Origin of the sequence: Victivallis sp. Marseille-Q1083 (assembly GCF_903645315.1) — a bacterium.
In the GTDB taxonomy this organism is placed as follows: domain Bacteria; phylum Verrucomicrobiota; class Lentisphaeria; order Victivallales; family Victivallaceae; genus UMGS1518.
The window spans coordinates 3338258-3356345 of record NZ_CAHJXL010000001.1 but is presented as its reverse complement, the minus strand read 5'-3'; the positions used below and the strand labels follow the sequence as shown (position 1 = coordinate 3356345).

General features: G+C 58.3%; 15 protein-coding genes. 11 read left to right on the top strand and 4 right to left on the bottom strand.

Annotated elements, in window-relative coordinates:
* Nucleotides 1–44 precede the first annotated feature (44 nt).
* Entirely contained in the window at nt 45–926 is an 882-nt protein-coding gene (locus HWX74_RS13840) for a 50S ribosomal protein L11 methyltransferase (protein ID WP_176014095.1), read from the top strand.
* A gap of 74 nt (nt 927–1000) precedes the next feature.
* Here HWX74_RS13840 and HWX74_RS13835 read toward each other — a convergent pair whose 3' ends face one another.
* From HWX74_RS13835 to rpsT, 3 genes are all read right to left on the bottom strand, one after another.
* Nucleotides 1001–2773 carry a tetratricopeptide repeat protein gene (locus tag HWX74_RS13835; RefSeq protein ID WP_176014094.1) on the bottom strand — a complete coding sequence of 591 codons (1773 nt, stop codon included), beginning with the start codon at nt 2771–2773 and terminating at the stop codon, nt 1001–1003.
* A gap of 182 nt (nt 2774–2955) precedes the next feature.
* The gene (locus HWX74_RS20710) at nt 2956–3045 is read right to left on the bottom strand and encodes an AURKAIP1/COX24 domain-containing protein (protein WP_368506810.1); all 90 of its coding nucleotides are present in this window, start codon (nt 3043–3045) and stop codon (nt 2956–2958) included.
* Between the two features lie 44 nt (nt 3046–3089).
* Nucleotides 3090–3359 carry a 30S ribosomal protein S20 gene (rpsT, locus tag HWX74_RS13830; protein ID WP_176014093.1) on the bottom strand — a complete coding sequence of 90 codons (270 nt, stop codon included), beginning with the start codon at nt 3357–3359 and terminating at the stop codon, nt 3090–3092.
* A 450-nt stretch (nt 3360–3809) separates the two neighbouring features.
* Here rpsT and nusA point away from each other — a divergent pair, with 450 nt between their 5' ends.
* The 7 genes from nusA to HWX74_RS13795 are packed head-to-tail and all read left to right on the top strand — an operon-like array spanning nt 3810 to nt 12757.
* The gene (nusA, locus tag HWX74_RS13825; protein WP_176014092.1) at nt 3810–5045 is read left to right on the top strand and encodes a transcription termination factor NusA; all 1236 of its coding nucleotides are present in this window, start codon (nt 3810–3812) and stop codon (nt 5043–5045) included.
* 50 nt (nt 5046–5095) lie between these two features.
* Nucleotides 5096–7099, top strand: coding sequence for a translation initiation factor IF-2 (infB, locus tag HWX74_RS13820; RefSeq protein ID WP_176014091.1), 2004 nt, complete (start codon nt 5096–5098; stop codon nt 7097–7099).
* Between the two features lie 16 nt (nt 7100–7115).
* Nucleotides 7116–7487, top strand: coding sequence for a 30S ribosome-binding factor RbfA (gene rbfA, locus HWX74_RS13815; protein ID WP_176014090.1), 372 nt, complete (start codon nt 7116–7118; stop codon nt 7485–7487).
* Nucleotides 7468–8448 carry a bifunctional oligoribonuclease/PAP phosphatase NrnA gene (locus tag HWX74_RS13810; protein WP_176014089.1) on the top strand — a complete coding sequence of 327 codons (981 nt, stop codon included), beginning with the start codon at nt 7468–7470 and terminating at the stop codon, nt 8446–8448. The genes rbfA and HWX74_RS13810 overlap by 20 nt, the downstream gene beginning before the upstream one ends.
* Nucleotides 8448–9209: a tRNA pseudouridine(55) synthase TruB gene (gene truB, locus HWX74_RS13805; RefSeq protein WP_176014088.1), complete on the top strand. Its 762-nt coding sequence runs from the start codon at nt 8448–8450 to the stop codon at nt 9207–9209. Before HWX74_RS13810 ends, truB begins: the two co-directional genes overlap by 1 nt.
* 13 nt (nt 9210–9222) lie before the next feature.
* The gene (locus HWX74_RS13800) at nt 9223–10707 is read left to right on the top strand and encodes a hypothetical protein (protein WP_176014087.1); all 1485 of its coding nucleotides are present in this window, start codon (nt 9223–9225) and stop codon (nt 10705–10707) included.
* A gap of 7 nt (nt 10708–10714) precedes the next feature.
* Nucleotides 10715–12757 (top strand): ATP-dependent DNA helicase, encoded by a 2043-nt coding sequence (locus HWX74_RS13795; RefSeq protein ID WP_176014086.1) that lies wholly within the window; start codon nt 10715–10717, stop codon nt 12755–12757.
* Nucleotides 12758–12828: 71 nt separating this feature from the next.
* On the opposite strand, the gene trxB is transcribed toward HWX74_RS13795, so the two are convergent.
* Nucleotides 12829–13755 carry a thioredoxin-disulfide reductase gene (gene trxB / locus HWX74_RS13790; protein WP_176014085.1) on the bottom strand — a complete coding sequence of 309 codons (927 nt, stop codon included), beginning with the start codon at nt 13753–13755 and terminating at the stop codon, nt 12829–12831.
* 416 nt (nt 13756–14171) lie between these two features.
* On the opposite strand from trxB, the gene HWX74_RS13785 reads away from it, so the two are divergent.
* The 3 genes from HWX74_RS13785 to HWX74_RS13775 all read left to right on the top strand — a co-directional run bounded on the left by HWX74_RS13785 (nt 14172) and on the right by HWX74_RS13775 (nt 18081).
* Nucleotides 14172–15338, top strand: a complete 1167-nt coding sequence (locus HWX74_RS13785) for a type III PLP-dependent enzyme (protein ID WP_176014084.1) — start codon at nt 14172–14174, stop codon at nt 15336–15338.
* 287 nt (nt 15339–15625) lie between these two features.
* Entirely contained in the window at nt 15626–17722 is a 2097-nt protein-coding gene (locus tag HWX74_RS13780) for a 2-hydroxyacyl-CoA dehydratase (protein WP_176014083.1), read from the top strand.
* Nucleotides 17719–18081: a cupin domain-containing protein gene (locus HWX74_RS13775; RefSeq protein ID WP_176014082.1), complete on the top strand. Its 363-nt coding sequence runs from the start codon at nt 17719–17721 to the stop codon at nt 18079–18081. Before HWX74_RS13780 ends, HWX74_RS13775 begins: the two co-directional genes overlap by 4 nt.
* Nucleotides 18082–18088: the final 7 nt, after the last annotated feature.

The window sequence follows — 18088 nt, the reverse complement described above, 5'->3', positions numbered from 1 at the left end:
GCCAGGTTAAGGAAAAACGAACCAATCAAGGAATTTTCTGGAAAATGAGCGAGTTGCTTTATTGCTGTAAAATGCGTGATCTGTCCGACGATTACAATCAGACGGTCGAATTTCTGTCCGCCCTGGACGCCTATGTCGGCACCTGGGAAAACCGCGAGGAAAAATCCGTCTGGCACACCGTTTATACGCTGGACAAGGCGGCCGCGCTGGCGGCGATGGCGCAATTGCAGCAACTGCTGCCGCTGTGGGCGGAATACGGCATCCGCCTCTCGGCGCCGGAATATTTCGAACTGCCCAAAGAGGACTGGTCGGAAGTCTGGAAAAAATATTTCCACCTCATCCACATCGCCGACAACCTGGTCATCCGGCCGAGCTGGCTGGCCTATGAACCGAAACCCGGCCAGGCGGTCGTCGACATCGATCCGGGGATGAGTTTCGGCACCGGCCAGCACGCCACGACCGCCTATTGCCTGAAAACCCTCGCCCGGCTGGCCGGGCGGCCCGAAGTCCGTTCGGTCCTCGACGCCGGCTGCGGTTCCGGCATCCTGGCGATCGCCGCCGGAAAACTCGGCTACCGGCCGATCGACGCCTTCGACTACGACCCGGACGCGGTCAAAGTGGCCGCGGAAAACATTGCGATCAATCAGTTGACCGGGCAGATCCGCCTGTTCCAAGGAGATGCCGTCGGTTACGAGGCGCCGGAAGGCGGTTACGATCTGGCGCTGGTCAACATCCTCGGCCACATTTTGAAAGCCAATGCCCGCCGCATCGTCGGCTGGGTGAGGCCCGGCGGCTATCTGGCGCTGGCCGGTATCCTCAACAGCGAATTCGACGCCCTGGCGGCGGTTTTCACCGACGCCGGCGGCCGGGAGCTGGACCGCTTCACCGAAAAAGAGTGGACCAGCGGCCTGTTTTGCCGCAATTGAAGCGTGCAGAGCCGATTCCGGCAGGTCCGGGCACGATCCGGAGCGGTTGATTTTTTTTGAAAATCAAGGCAAGATCAATTTCCGGCTTCCAGCGCCTGCAGCTTGGCTTTGACGCCGTCGGTATCCAGACCATAGGACACATACTGCAGGGCCAGACGATAACATTCCGCCGCCAGGTCCGGCTTGCCGACCGCCAGGTAAATGTCGCCGGCATGCTCATAGATGACGCCGTCCTTCCGCTCCGTCTGCAATGCCAGCGCCTCTTCGATATAATCGACCGCTTCCCGGTATCTGCCGCGCCGGAAGCAGAGCATCGCCATGCTGTCCAATACATCGAACTCCCGGTCCTCCGCCAGCGCCAACCGGATTAATTTTTCCGCCTTGTCCAGTTCAATGTCCAAAATCGCCAGCGTATAACCGATGTTATTGGCATTCCGCGGCACATCCAGCAGCCCCATCGTCTCCATCTCAGAGCAAATCCTGATGGCCAACCCGGTATCATGCTGCAGCTCGGCCAGCGCCATCCATAAATTGTACACCCGCTCCAGACGTTGAAAGAAAACCTCGTTGACCGGCGCCGCCACCGCCTCGTCCTCCAGTTCGGTCAACAGCTCCCGCGCCTTCGACAGCGATTTTCGCCACAAGGCAATTTCGATTGAAGTGCATTTACGGTTGAATTCATCCTGTATTTTTCTATTCAGCCGCGCGGCTTTGTCGTATTGGCCCAAGGTCAGACAGCAGTGAATCAGCATCTGCCGGATGCCGTCGTTTTTCGGCAGCAGGAGCAAAATCCATTCGAATTGTTCCGCCGCCAGTTCATAATCGCCGCCGAGGAAGGCGGCATATCCCAGATTCAGCCGGTATTCCCGCTCCAGCGGGAAGAGCCGGCACAGTTTTTTCCACAATTCACAGGCTTCCTGGAATCGGCCGGCCCGCTGCCGCTGCTCCGCCAGCAACGTATACAGATCCGCCTTTCTGACGATATCCGGTCGTTTGATCAACCGGGCCACCAGCGTTTCGAACTCCGTGTCGCAGCCGAGATTCCGAAAAACCGTCAGCCGCTGCAGGGCGGAGTTCTCCTTCAGCTCATCGGCTTCCGCCAGCAACTGTTCCAACGTCGCCGCCAGCCGCTCCCGATAACGCTGCCGCGGGCTGTCCCGCCAGCCCAGCCACCCCCGGTCGTCCGAGGCATGCTCCGCCCCCAGCCGGTAGAAGATCGCCGCATTTTCCAGCAACCGCTCATGCCGGTAACCGCTGCCGCCGACCAGCTCCAGTTCGTCGGTCAATAATTTTTCCCCGGCTTCGAATTGCCCTTGGTTGGCATAGAGCAGCACCAGTCCGCCGATCAGTTTGACGTACTGCTCCGCCAATTCGGCATCCGTCCAGTTCCGGTCCGGCGGCAACCTCTTCCAGACCGCCAATCCCATCGCCAACTGCCGCTCGGAAGACAATGGCTCCCGCTCCAGATCGTTGCCTAATTCCAGGGCAACCATGTTCAGCATCAATGCCTGCGGATTGGCCTCGGCAATCTCGCACAGCCGGCGGATCACCGCTTCATCTATCGGATAACTCTGCTGCAACTGCTGCAGCAGAAGTTTCAACGGCAACCGGGCATCGGCATCGTTGGCCAGCGCCTGCAGCAGCCAGGAATTTTCATCGCCGCCCTCCTCACCGAGCAGCGCCATCGCAAACCCGGCTAACGCCTGCGCTTTCGGGGCCGCTTCGGCAACCGCCGTTTCAGCCGGCGGCGCACTGCCGTCCGCGTTCAACCAGTCGATACCGACCTCGCCGGCGCCGGCCATCCACGGCAAACTGCCGGCCAGGATGAATTTCCACCATCGTCGCATGATTCCGTCTTTCCCTATGCTGTTAATTCCAAACAGACCACCACCGCAGACCGCGCCGCCGGCCGACTGCCGGGCACCTTGCCTGAACAAAAAAATAACGCTCTCCCATTGAAAATTCAAGCGGAAGAGCGTTGAACGGACTCTTTTTATCCCACAACCAAGCCCCGGCAATCCGGCAGGACTTACTTGTTCTTATGCCGCAAAGACTTGAGCTGCTTTTTACGCTTGTGCTTGGCGATTTTTCTCCGACGCTTCTTCTTAAGGTTACCCATTTTGAATCCTTGTTACTGAAAATTAATGGATGCAGAGCTCAGCTTTAATTTGCCTGCAGGGAATTCATCAGTTTGTCGAGCTGAGATTTCTTGTTGGCCACTTTATTGCGATGGATTACACCGACTTTGGCCGCTTTGTCGAGTTTGCTGCAGCACATTTTGAGCAGTTCGGCCGCCTGGGCAGCATCGCCGGAACTGACGGCGGCGCGGAATTTCTTCTCAAAGGTTTTCAACGCGCTGGTACGGGCTTTGTTGCGCTGATTGGCCAGCTTGCTGGTCCGCAACCGCTTGATGGCGGATTTCAAATGAGGCATTTCAATTCATCCTTGCTTTTGAGTTTTTACTTCTAAAAAAAGTGTATTCTTCACATTCATTGGCCACGGTCTTTCGTCCGAAAAAATCCACACCGGCTCGGACCATGACCGACAATCTCTAACAAGCCAGTAAAAATGCCACAACTTTCGTAATATTCAAGCCATAAATCACTTTTTACCGGCAAAAAAATCGAAATATCGCCGTTTTTGCCGGCCGGATCACGGAATAATCACCGGAAAAAGTGATTGATGCTCTTGATACTTCCACTTTCCTGATTATATTATCTCCTGAGTTCTGGTAAAGACGACGAAAAATTGTAGACTCAGCAAGGGAAGTGGGTGAGTTTTACCCGCTTTTTTTGTTTTGTGTTGTCCGGCTGTTCCGGTTTCGCCGGAACAATTTAGTTACTCAACAATTGTCCGCTTCGGCAGCAGAGAAAGGGTTGAAAAGTGAGCAACGAATTATTGACTATTTTAGAATATATCGAACAGGAACGCGGCCTCAACCGTGAACTTCTGGTCAAAGCGGTCGAAGGCGCGCTGTTGTCCGCTTCGCGCAAAAGCATCCATCCGGCCAGCAAACTGCGGGTCGAAGTCGACCCGAACACCGGCGCCATCCACGCCTGGGCGACGCTGGAAGTGGTCGAAAGCAATCCGACCAACGACCAGTTGGTCATCGAACGCGCCCGCGAGAAGCTGCCCGACGTCAAAGTCGGCGACATCGTCGAATGGGAAGTGACGCCGCGCAATTTCGGCCGCATCGCCGCCCAGACCGCCAAACAGGCGATCATGCAGCAGTTGCGCAAGGCCGAAAAGGAGATCGTCCGCGACGAATTCGCCGACCGGGTCGGCCAGATCATCAACGGCATCGTCCGCCGCTTCGAAAACGGCAACATCATCATCGACTTCCAGAAGGCCGAAGGCATCCTGAGCTCCCGGGAAAAAATCGCCGGCGAACAGTACATGCCCGGCGATCGGATCAACGCGCTGCTGCTGAAGGTCGACATCCTGAGCGCCGGCCCGAGCCTGATCGTCTCCCGGACCCATCCGGATTTCGTGCTGCGTTTGTTCGAACGGGAGGTCACCGAAATTCACGACGGCGTCGTCCAGATCAAAGCGATCGCCCGGGAAGCCGGCAGCCGGACGAAAATCGCGGTAGTCAGCACCGATTCCCATGTCGATCCGGTCGGCGCCTGCGTCGGCCTGCGCGGCATCCGGGTGCGCAACATCACCTCCGAACTCAACGGCGAACGCATCGACATCATCCCGTATGACGAGGACATCCGCAAATTCGCCGCCAATGCGCTGCAGCCGGCCAAGGTGCAGTCGGTCGAAGCCTTCCCGGACAAACGCGAACTGATCGTTTACGTCACGGCGGAACAATCGAAGCTGGCGTTCGGCAAGAAAGCGCAGAATGTCCGCCTGTCTTCAAAATTGCTGGGCTGGAACATCAGCATTCAGACCGCCGGCGAAAAACCGACCGAATCGCTGGAAGATAAAATCCGGCGGGCGAGCAAAGCGCTGGCCAAGGAGCTCGACATCCGCGAGGAAACGGCCTATACGCTCGTCTGCAACGGCTATGTTTCCGTCGAAGGCGTGAAAACGGCAGGCCGGGCGCAGATACTTGAAATTCCGGACATCGATGCCGCCGAAATCGAAGCGGCCTTTGACCGTTTGGACCAATGAGCCGCCAAGGCCCGCCCCGACGAAAACTGATTAAGGAGAAATGACAAAGCATGAAGAAAATCAAAATAAAAAACATTGCCGAACGTTACGGGGTGTCGCCCAAAACCATTCTCGACGAACTGGCCACCCAGGGAATCGAGCTGGAAAATGCCAGCGGTTATATTCCGAATGATCTGGTCGATCTGGTCGAAGAGTATTTCGAAGGTCTTTACGGCAACAAGGACAAGGACGCCAAAAAGAAAGACGAAGAAGCCGGCGGGGCGAAAATTCACCTCAACAGCCCGATTATCGTCAAAAATCTGGCGGAAGCGCTCAACCGGAAGCCCAACGAGATCATCAGCGACCTGATGAAACTCGGCGAACTGGCCAGCATCAACCAAGCGCTGCCGGAAAATATCGCGAAAAAACTCTGCAGGAATTACCGGGTCGAACTGGTTGTCGACGCCAAAACCAAAGCCCAGCCGGGCAATGGCGGCACCGGTTCCGCGCCGGAGGACAACGGTTACGAACTTGATCCGGAGCCGGAAACCAATCCGAAGAATTTGCGCGAGCGGCCGCCGATCGTCACATTTATGGGCCACGTCGACCACGGCAAAACTTCGCTGCAGGACAAAGTGCGCCACACCAACGTCGTCGCCGGGGAGTCCGGCCGCATCACCCAGCACATCGGCGCGTCGACGATCGTTTACCACAATCGCCCGATCACCTTCATCGACACTCCCGGCCATGAGGCGTTCACCCACATGCGTTCGCGCGGCGCCAACGTCACCGATATCGTCGTGCTGGTCGTCGCCGCCGACGACGGCTTCAAGCCGCAGACGGTCGAAGCGCTGAATCACGCCAAAGCCGCCGGCGTGCCGATTATCGTCGCCATCAATAAAATCGATCTGCCGGACGCCAATCCGGACCGCGTGCTGCTGCAAATGCAGCAGAACAACCTGATGAGCGAAGACTGGGGCGGCGAAGTCGGCACGGTACGGGTTTCCGCCAAGACCGGCGAAGGGATCGACAACCTGCTGGACCGCATCCTGCTGGAAGCGGAAATTCTCGAACTGAAAGCGGCGCCGAAACGCTCCGCCAAGGCGATCGTCATCGAATCGCAGGTCGAACAGGGCCTCGGCTCCACCGCCAGTGTTCTGGTCCAGGACGGGACGCTGAAGGTCGGCGATATCGCGCTGTGCGGTGAATTCATGGGTAAAATCAAAGCGCTCTTCAACGACAAGGGCGAACGGGTGAAATCCGCCGGTCCGAGCATGCCGGTCCGGGTGGTCGGGCTTTCCGGCGTACCGGAAGCCGGCGCCAGGCTGGTCGTCTGCCGCAACGAGAAACAGGCCAGGCAGGAAGCGGAAGCCCGGACGGAAAGCAGGCGCAAAAACAGCCTGGCGCAGGATACCATCGCCAATGTCGACGACCTGTTCAGCCGCTTGAACAGCCAGAACGTCAACAGCCTGCAGTTGATCATCAAATCCGACGTCAAAGGCTCCGGCGAAGCGATCGAGGATTCCCTGAACAAACTGCCGTCCGACAAGATCAAAGTCGAAGTGATTATGAACAGCGTCGGCGCCATCACCGAAAACGACGTGATGCTGGCGGCGGCCTCCAACGCGATCATCGTCGGATTCCACGTCCGGGTCAATCCCGGCGTCAACGATCTGGCCAAAAAACAGAACGTCGAAATCCGGCTGTACAGCATCATTTACGAACTGCTGAACGACATCACCGACGCGCTGACCGGCAAACTCGAACCGGAAAAACGCGAAAAAATCCTCGGGACCGCCAAGATCCTGCAGATCTTCGAATTGAGCAAAGGTCCGAAAGTCTGCGGCTGTATCGTCGACAGCGGCTTCATCAAAGTCGGCGCCAAAGCGCGGGTGTTCCGTCAGCGTCAATTGATCTACAACGGTGAAATCCTGTCGCTGCGCCGTTTCCAGGACGATGTCAAGGAAGTGAAGAACGGTCTGGAATGCGGCATCCGGCTGGACAATTTCGCCGATTTCCTGGAAAACGACCTGATCGAAGCCTATGAAATCGAATTGAAAAAAGCAACTCTGTAACTTCGCGAGGTGAACCATGGGAACAGTCGACCGTCTTACCCGGGTCAACGCGCTGCTCAAGCGGGAACTGGCCGGGCTGATTGAACGGAATTTGAGGACCAATGGCCGCGCTGTTCTGGTATCGGTCACCGAAGTCAAATGTTCGGTGGACTTGCGCCACGCGGTCGTTTATGTCAGCATCTTCGGCGGCGACGCCGCCGTCCGGCGCGATATCCAGCAGGAGCTGGCCGACAACCGGAAGGAATTCCAACGCCACATCGGGGCGAACCTGTCGTTCAAGAACACGCCGGTTCTGGAATTCCGGCTCGACGACCGGCTGGCCGCCGGCGACCGCATACTGGAACTGCTGAACGAGCAGGAAGAAAAGAATGGCGAAAGCACAGATTGATTACCCGGCCGCCGCCGATTTTCTGAAACGGCACCGCCGCCTGCTGATTTTCGCCCACGAACGGCCGGACGCGGACGCGGTCGGCGCCAGCCTGGCGCTGGCCGCTTTTTTGAACGACAACGGCCGCCGGGCCGCGGTTTATTTTCAGGAGACGCCGGGATGCCAGTACCGGCGTTATTATGCCGGGGCAGCTCTGGCCGGGGCGGAAGATCTGGCCGAAGCCGACGGCTGGGTCCTGCTGGACACGCCGAACCCGGAACGGGCGGCGGTTCCCGACGGCTGGGACCTGCGCGCCCCGGCCCGGCCGCTGCTGGTCATCGACCACCATCCGGACAACCGTCTTTTCGCGCCGACTCTGCTGGACGCCGCCGCGGCCGCCAGCGCGGAAATCATCTACCGGATCAGCCGGGAACTGCCGGAATGGCGCTTGACGCCGGCGGCCGCCACCCTGCTGATGCTCGGACTGATCGGCGACACCGGCGGCTTCCGGTTTGAAAACACCAAACCGGATACGCTGCGGCACGCCGCCAGCCTGCTGGAACTCGGTGCCGACTATTCGCAGGTGGTCAACGATTTATTTTTCAACATTCCGTTGAACCAGCAACAGTTGGAGGCGGATTTGATCCGGCACCATCTGCATTTGCACTGCAACGGCCAGTTCGCCTGTGCCGTCGTCACGCCGGAACTGCTTGAGCGCCACGGCATCGACCTGAAAAATGCCGAAGGAGTCATCGACACCGTCCGCGCCACCGCCGGCACCCGGGTTGTCGCGCTGCTCAGCCAACGCAACGGGTCCTACAAAGTTTCCCTGCGCAGCAAGGACCGGGCCTTGTCGGTCGGCGCCGTCGCCCGCGCCCTGAACGGCGGCGGCCACGAACTGGCGGCCGGCTGCACCATCGAAGCCGGCTCATTCGAGGCGGCCGAACAAATTTTACTAGCACACATTCAGGAATTGTTTTGATGCGCCACCGTTTTACCAAACATCGTTTCCCGCCGTTTCTCACCGACGGGGTGTTGCTGATCGACAAGCCGCCGGAATGGACCAGTTTCGACGTCGTGAATTTCCTGCGCAGCCGGTTCAACATTCCGAAAGTCGGCCACTGCGGCACGCTCGACCCGGCCGCCACCGGCCTGCTGGTCGTCGTGCTGAATCAATTCACCCGCCTGAGCCAGAAACTCAGCGGCCACGACAAAACCTACCAGGCCACCTTGCTGCTCGGCACCGAAACCGATTCGCAGGACATGGACGGCAACATCACCGCCGAACACGATTATTCAGCGGTCACCGCCGGGGAACTCCGCCGGACGATCGCCGGTTTCATCGGCGATCAACTGCAGACGCCGCCGATGGTTTCGGCCGTCAAAAAAGACGGCAAACGGCTCTACGAGCTGGCCCGTCAGGGGCTGGAGGTTTCCCGCGAACCGAAACCGATCCGCATCGCATCGATCGAAATTTCCCGAATCGAGCTGCCTTACTGCGATTTCACGGTCCAGTGTTCGAAAGGCACTTATATCCGGACTTTATGCGCGGACATCGGCCGCCGGCTCGGCTGCGGCGCCGCACTGTTCCGCTTGCGACGCCTCCGGAGCGGTCCGTTCCGCCTGGAAGACGCCATTCCGCTTGAGACGCTCAAAACCTGGGAACAGCCGGAACTCGAACGCTGCATCCGGAATTTTTTGGCAACGCAGATGGCCGCCTACAGCGGCGAATTTGACAACTAGTGGAGGTAAGACCATGGCGCCGATGATTACTCCGAAAGAAATTGAAAAGGTCCTGAACGGTGCGCTTGCCGCCGCGCCGGGCGGCCGAATCACCGTTGCCCAGCTCGCCGGCCTGCTGCCGGCGATGGAAACCGACGAAGACCGTGAAAAGTTGTTCGAACGGCTCGAACGCGAACTGGACGGCCATGAACGCCTGTTCCGCAATTTCGCCGACGGCAGTTATTCGCTGCGCGAACGCTTCTTCAACGGCCAATGTTTCGTCGTCACGCCGGACGACTATGAGATCGAACACAACATTCTGGTGCCGGGGCACCGTTTCGCCGCCTTCTGCGCCGAAGACGTCTTCCCGTCGGAAGTGACGCTGTTGAGCAGCAACGCCGGCCGGGAGCTGGAAACCCGGCGCTTTGACGCCGGACTGCCGGAAGTCATCCACTATCATCTGCTGCTCGGGTCCGAGCAGCTGTTCGACTTTTTCATCGCCGAAAGTCCGGCTAACGCGGCGCTGTTGAACCATGACGCCGCCCCGGTCAAGACGGTGGAGCTGAATGTCTTCGACCTGACCGAATTTTACCGGCAGAATCAATTCAGCAGCGGTGACGCCTTGCTGCTGACCGTCGAAAACTGGGAAGACGGCGTGTTCCGTTTCCAGTACCTGAGCAGCCTGGAACGGCGGGATCAGGCGGTCAAGCAATGGATCAAGGCGTTCGACACGGCCCTGGAGCAGGTCATCGACCGTTTCGATGATTATCTGGAAATTACCGACCAGTTGCGCTGGGGCTATTTCCTGGGCGGCGCCGCATTGTTCGGCAACACCTCGGCCTCGCTGGACGAATATATCCAGAACACTTCAGCGATCGCCGTCAACGTCGAAAATTCCGGCCATTCCGTGCTGGTCAAAAAGGATTTCGCCCGCGACGACGAACTGCTGGTCCCGGATGAAGTGAGCATCTCCCGCGGCAACGTTTCGAATTTCAACGACATCCTGCGGGACATCGGCACGACGCTGACCGCCGCCGAAGTCGACAGTTATATGCTCGACCAATGTTTCCGGCGCGACCTGGCGTTCGACAGCTTTTTCAGCCGCTGTTTCGGCGACCGCAAACTCGCCTTTGCCGACGAGGCGCAGGAAGTCAGCTTCCTGAACCAGTTGGAAGAGCGCTGGGAAAATCTCAGTGAAACCTATAACCGCTACGAAGATGAGGCGAAAGCGGAACTCCGCAGCCAGATCCTCGACCTCGTCGACGAGCGGACCGCTTTTTTCGACACGCTGCAGGCGCTGGAAGTGGAAACCGACCATTTGCCGGAGAGTGAGATGCGCCGGCTGGCGGAGAGCGCGCTGTACCTGAGCAACCTGCTGGATTTGCTCAATGCGCCGGGCAACACTTTGCAGGAGTCCGAAGCGGAGGAGCTGGCCGAGCTGATCGACGAGATGGCGGTCACCCAGGAAGAGGCGATCGCCGCCTTGAACGCCTTCATGGAGAAAGGTTCCGAAGGTTGAACGGCGCATGGTTGATCTGGGAGACTACTACATCCCGGCCGGGGATCTGCCGGAGGAGCTGAGACCGCCGGAACCGGTGCCGATCGACGGTGCATTGATTCTGCGCGGCACCCGGATGTTCTTCGCCCCGACCGGGCCGCTGAAACAGGCGGCGGCTTTCGGCGGCCGGCCCTATGAATACCGGGCCCAACAGGGAATCATGGCCGAAAAAACCGCCGAAGCACTGGCCGAAAACCACAACTTATGCGTCGAGGCTCCGACCGGCGTCGGTAAAAGTTTCGCCTACCTGGTGCCGGCGCTGCTCTACGCCCATCAGGCGCCGCAGCCGGTCATCGTCAGCACCGAAACCATCAATCTGCAGGAACAGTTGATCGAAAAAGACCTGCCGCTGCTGCGGAAACTGTCTGGCCTGGAATTCAAGGCGGCGCTGGCCAAGGGACGCGGCAACTATCTCTGCCTGCGCCGCCTGAGCATGCTGACCGGCGACCAGCGCGACCACTTCCTGCCGCTGCCGTCGCTGACCCTGGAAATCGACCGCTTGAAACGCTGGTCGGAGACCACCGAAGACGGCAACCGCGATTCGCTGCAGCACCGGGTGGACAATCTGGCCTGGAGTTACGTCTGCTGCGAAGGCGGCAACTGCCGCGGCCAGCGCTGCGGCCATTACCGCCGCTGCTTTTACTGGCGCGCCCGGCTGGAATGGGAAGCGGCCGATATCATCGTCGCCAACCACGCTCTGTTCCTGACCGATTTGAAAATCCGCCGGCAATCCGACGCCTCGCTGCTGCCGGCCTACAGTGCGGTGGTCATCGACGAAGCCCACACGCTGGAAAACAATGCCGCCGAACATCTCGGCCTGGCGATTTCCCAGAACGGTCTGACCGGCTTTTTCAACCGGCTGTTCAATCCGGACAACGCCAAAGGATTGCTACTGCGCGGCGGCGAGGAAGCGCTAGAACTGCGCCGGGAAATCACCGAGATCCGGGAGAAAATCAACCTTTTCTTCGGCGTCATCGCCCGGAGCCTGGAAGAAACCGGCGAAACCATCCTGCGGCTCCGGGAGCCCAACCTGTTTCCGGACAATCTGACGCCGGCGCTCGGCAAATTCCGCCAGCAACTGGCCGACTATATCGAGCTGCAGGAGGATAAGGATTACAAGGCGGAGCTGTCCAGCAAAGTCGCCTGGTGCGACGAATTCATCGACGGCATCACCCAATTCCTTCAGATGGGGCTGCCGGACCACGTCTATTGGATTGAGCGGCAGCGCGACAGCATCAATTTGCTGGCGGCGCCGTTGAATGTGGCGGCGATGCTGGAAGAGCAGTTGTTCCGGCAGGCCTTTCCGGTCATCCTGAGCAGCGCGACGCTGACGGTCGGCAACCGCTTCGACTATTTCCGCAGCCGGGTCGGGTTCTGTGAAGGCGCCGAACTGCAACTGGACTCGCCGTTCAGCAGCGAACAGGTCAGGCTGTGCATCCCCCGCCAGATGCCGGAACCGACCCAACCGGCTTACCAGCAGGCGCTGTTCCGGGAAATTCCGCGTTTCATCGAACGCACCCACGGCAAGGCGTTCGTGCTGTTCACCAGCTATCAATTGCTGCGGCAATGCGCCGACCAGTTGAAAAGCTTTTTCTTCGACCAGGGACTGCAACTGCTGATCCAGGGCGAGCAATTGTCGCGGTCGGCGATGCTCAAAGAGTTCAAAAGCGACATCGATTCGGTAATTTTCGGCACCGACAGCTTCTGGACCGGCGTCGATGTGCCCGGCGAAGCGTTGAGCAACGTCATCGTCACCAAACTGCCGTTCGCCGTCCCGTCGCACCCGCTGATCGCCGCCCGCAGCGAACGGCTGGAAGCCGCCGGCAAAAGCTCTTTCATGGATTACAGCCTGCCGGAAGCGGTGTTGAAATTCCGCCAGGGCGTCGGCCGGCTGATCCGCAGCCGGGCCGATCGCGGCATCATCGTCATCCTCGACCGGCGCATCGTTTCCAAACGCTACGGCAAAATCTTCCTCGACTCCATCCCCCCCTACCCGGTCGAATACTGCTGAAGCAACCGGGCGGAAAAAAAATGCCGGGCACTCCCGGCATTTTGTGCATCCATCAAACCCGAGCCGGCTTACTACTGCTTCATCATTTCCAAATAACGCTCGGCATCCATCGCCGCCCGGCAGCCCATGCCGGCCGCCGTGATCGCCTGCCGATAGGCGTTGTCCGCACAATCGCCGGCGGCAAACACCCCGGCCAGGTTGGTACAGCTTTTGCCGTCCTTCAACAGGATGAAACCATGGCTGTCGACATCGATCTGACCGCGGAACAAACCGGTGTTCGGATCGTGTCCCAGCGCGGCGAAATACCCTTTACAGGCAATTTCGCTCTGTTTGCCGGTCTTGATGTTTTCGACGATCACGCCGTCCACCTCCGTTTCGCCGAGGACATCGACCACTTTGCTGTCCCAGACGAAACGGATTTTCGGGTTGTTCAGGGCACGTTCCGCCATGATTTTCGAAGCGCGCAACTGATCGCGCCGGTGGATGACGATCACTTCGCTGGCAAAACGGGTCAGGAAATTCGCTTCCTCCATCGCCGAATCGCCGCCGCCGATGACCACCACCGGAACATTCTTGAAAAAAGCGCCGTCGCAGGTGGCGCAGGCCGACACCCCGTGCGTTTTCAACCGTTCCTCATTGGGCAAGCCGAGCCAGCGCGGCGAAGCGCCGGTGGCGATAATCAAGGTTTTCGTCTCGATCTTTTCGCCGGATTCCAGCGTCAGGGTCTGAACGCAACCGTCGGTCAGCGCCGCTCCGGCCACCACTTCATATTCGATCCGGGTGCCGAAACGCTCCGCCTGCTGCTGCATTTCAATCATCAGGTCGTAGCCGTTGATGCCCTGCCGGAAGCCGGGAAAATTCTCCACTTCACTGGTCTGGGTCAACAATCCGCCCGGCAAGGTGCCGGCCAGCAGCAACGGGGACAAATCCGCCCGCGCCGCATAAATTCCGGCCGTCAGCCCGGCCGGACCGCTGCCGATAATCACCATTTTTTCCATATTTCAATACCTCCCGCGTTTCCAAAACCAAGCCGCTTCCAGCTTCGAAAAAAAATAAAATTACGGATCGCTTCCGCCACGCTCCGCTGTCCTTCGCCATAACAATGAACCCCGTTCGGGGGATTTTCAACCACCGGGCCGGAAAAAAATGAATAGTTCAGGAAAATGCGGTTTTTTTCACGTTTTTTTCATTTTATAATTTGTATTATCCGGAATTTGCGGCATTTTCACAACTTATCGTTTGAAATTGTTGATTTGTGTATTGGATCACTCAGTAAAAAAAAGAGCAACGGACGAACATAAGGGGCGGCTTTCTCAAACCAGCGGCAAATCCGACTTTGAGTGATTGGTTTTTCAATGGTTAATTTTTTTTCAAGAGCAATGGAAATGCTCTTCAAAACAAAAGGTACACAACAATGAGAGTTCACCCGCTGGATTATTATTCGAAATGCGATTGGAATGCGATCCGGGAAGAAGCCGATCGGCATGAAACTCCGTTTCTGGTGGTAAACCTGAATGTGGTCGCCCGACAATATGCCGAATTGATGCACCAATTTCCGTTCGCCAAAGTCTATTACGCCGTCAAAGCCAACCCCGGCATCCCGGTGCTGGAACTGTTGCGGGACCTGGGCAGCAACTTCGACATCGCGTCGGTTTATGAACTGGACCGGGTGTTGTCGCTCGGCGTCGAGCCCTCCCGGCTCAGCTACGGCAACACGATCAAAAAGGCGCGTGACATCCGTTATTTCTATGAAAAAGGCGTCCGGCTGTTCGCTTCCGACAGCGAGGCCGATATCCGCCAGCTCGCCCAGGAGGCGCCGGGCTCCAGGGTATTCCTGCGAATTCTGACCGAGGGAGCCGAAACCGCCGACTGGCCGTTGTCGCGGAAATTCGGCTGCCATCCGGATATGGCCATTGATTTGCTCGTGCTGGCCCGCGAACTCGGGCTGGAGCCTTACGGCATCTCCTTCCACGTCGGTTCGCAACAGCGCGACATCGGCACCTGGGATTCGGCCATCGCCAAAGTCCGTTATATTTTCGACTACCTGGCCGAAGAAGGCATCAAGCTGAAAATGATCAACATGGGCGGCGGATTCCCGGCCAATTACATCTCCAAGATCAATTCGATGAACGTTTACGCCGATGAAATCAACCGCTATCTGCAGGAGGATTTCGGCGAGGATTTTCCGGAAATCATTCTCGAACCCGGCCGGTCGATGGTCGGCGAATCCGGCGTGCTGGTCAGCGAAGTCATCCTGGTTTCCCGCAAAACGAAACTGGGCGTCGACCGGTGGGCATACATCGACGCCGGCAAATTCAACGGGCTCACCGAAACCTGGGACGAGTGCATCAAATATCCGATCTACTGCGAGCGCCCCGGCGAATTGACCGAGGATTTCATCATCGCCGGTCCGACCTGCGACAGCCAGGATGTCATGTACGAACATTTCCGCAACCGGCTGCCGAAAGACCTGGCGATCGGCGACCGCATTTACTGGTTGAGCACCGGCGCGTATACCAGCAGCTATTCCTCGGTGGAATTCAACGGCTTTCCGCCGCTGAAGACTTATTTCGTCAAATGATCCATGCCCGGCGTTTCGCCGGCGCAAATCAGTCATAAAAATTAACATGCCACGCGCCGGCGGCCAACTTTTTCCTCCTCGCCGCCCTCTCCTCCCCGCGGGCGGTCCGGACCGCCCGCGGCATGTTGCGCGGGGACGGCGGTTCCGCCCGGCATCCTGCGATCGGATATATTCAAGAAGAATTATCATTTTTAAAGCGCTGTTTTCTTGTCGCGCTGGAAAATATCGATAAAAGTGGTATATTGATTCGATTATATTGAATAAAAATATTTTGCGGACCACAGATTATGGAAAAATTGTATTTGGGCATCGATATCGGTTCTACCACGTTGAAGGCGGTCCTGTTGACCGGCCGCGGCAAGGTCAAACACTCGCTCTATCAGCGGACGCGGCCGGTCGGCTCCGGCAAAATCCGTTGTTCGGGGGCCTGCTCCCGTTGCGGCGCCTGCAACTTCGGCGCGCTGCGGCAGACCATCGACGACTTCCTGGCGGAAGCCGGTGTTGACGGTTTCGATAAAATCAGTTGCACTGTGGTCACCGGCAGCCAGATCATCGAGGACACCAAACGTTTCATCCCCTACGATTTCCGGGTCAGCGAAGTGTCGGCGCATGTGGCCGGCGCCCGCCATTATTATCCGGATTGCCGGGCCATTCTCGACGTCGGCGGCCAGGACAGCAAGGCGATGATCTACAATCCGAAAATGCACATGTGGAATTCCAAAATGAGCGGCATTTGCGCCGCCGGCACCGGCGCGTTTCTCGACAGCGTCGCCGGGAAGCTGAACATCCCGGTCGAAGAGATGGCCGACCGCGCCAACTACGACAGCGACCTGGAATTCTCTTCGGTTTGCGCGGTGCTGAGCGCCACGTCGATCAACAAATTCAAAAACCGTTATCCGTTGAGCGAAATCATCGGCGGCGCCTGCCGGGCGCAGGCCCGGACGATCATGTCCGGCGTCGGCGAACTTTTTCTCAATTACAAAGGTGACATCATCTTCCAGGGCGGCGTCGCCTACAACCGGGCCGTCGCCTATTTCCTGAAGGAAATTACCGGCAACAACATCATCATCCCGGAATTTCACAGCGTCATGGGGGCCCTCGGTTCCGCCTGCCTGGCCCGGCAATTCACCGAGCTGAAAGGCAAGCTCAAGGAAAATATCGATTACTTCGGATCGCCCAAACAGTTGAAATCAGTGACCCTGCGGGCCAAGAGCACCAAGGCCGACTTCCTGTCGCCGAGCGACGCGCCGCTGGTCTGGCGCAATCTGTTCTTTCCGGCGGAAATTCTCAACGCCCTGGACGTCCGGATGCTGACGCTGGAAACCTATGCGGCATTGTTCGCCCGCGGCCAGCGCCGGATCAAAAAAGCGTTCGACCGGGCCGCCTGCAAGGGATTTTCCGGCGAAACCTGCTCGTTCCTGCGGGTGCTGGAGGGAACTGAGCTGCCCAAGCCGGTCTTCGGCGTTTCCACGTCGCAGCCGTGCCAGCAGGGCGAGCGCATCTTTCGCGACCTGGTGCGCACCTATGATGTCGAAGAGAATTTCTTTTCGCTGCATACGCCGTTGAGCACCAGCAGCCATGCAGTCGAACACGTCGCCGAAGAACTGGAAGCCGCCGTCAGCATGATCGAAAAGCGCATCGGCCGCAAAATGGATTCCAAACGGCTGGCCGAGGCATGCGAGTTGTCCAACGAGGCGCGCTATTATTCCAAGCTGTGCAATGAGCTGCGTTTCAACAGCCCGCCATTGATCCGCGGCACCCAGGCGGTTTATTACGCGGCAATTTTCGCCCAGTCCTGGGGCAAGCGGGATCTGGTGGAGATCAACAAGACCCTGTACCGCGAATTACAGGAACGGCGCGACGAAATCGGCGACACGATCGCCATCGACGATACGCACCGCATCCTGTGGCTGCACCTGCCGCCGTTCTACGACAGCTCGCTGCTGGACTACATCGAAATGGAATGCCATGCGCCGATCGTCTTCGAAGAAGTCAACTTCATCGGCTGGGAGCCGCTGGACCCGACTGATCCCTACCGTTCGCTGGCCCGCAAAATGCTGACGGTCGGCTTCCTCGACCCGACCCAGCGGGTCAAGGTGATCACTGAACGCTCCCGCGAGGCGAAATTCAACGGCTGCATCCTGTACAACCACGGCTTCGGCCGCTGTTCGATGTCCGACAGCTCCTTCATCAAACACCTGCGTGAAGAACTGAACAAAGCGGAAATACCGCTGCTGGTGCTGGACGGCGACTGCATGGACCGGACCATCGACCCGTGCAGCACCTACACGAAAATCAGCGCTTACATCGAAGCTTTGAATGAAAACCGTTACGGTAATATTTTCGGGCCGTTGTCGGCAAACGCCAGGGAGGCAAACCAATGATCAAACGCGAGGGAGAATACCGGGTCGACCGGCGCCGGGAAATGCGCGGCGGCAACGGGGAAGTGAAAATCGAACATTTCTGGGAAGCGGGCAGCGAAATGCTGGCGCCGAACCGGATGTTCGCCCGCCTGACGCTCAATCCGGGCTGTTCCATCGGTTTTCACCGGCATGAGGGCGAGGAGGAAGTTTTCGTCATCGTCAAAGGCACCGCCGAAGCCGACGACAACGGCGCCGCCGTCCGGCTGCAGCCGGGCGATACCATTCTCACCGGCAACGGAGCGGGCCATTCGATCAAATGCGTCGGCACCGAACCGCTGGAGATGATCGCGGTCATCTCCAGCTATCCGGCGTCAAATTAATATTACA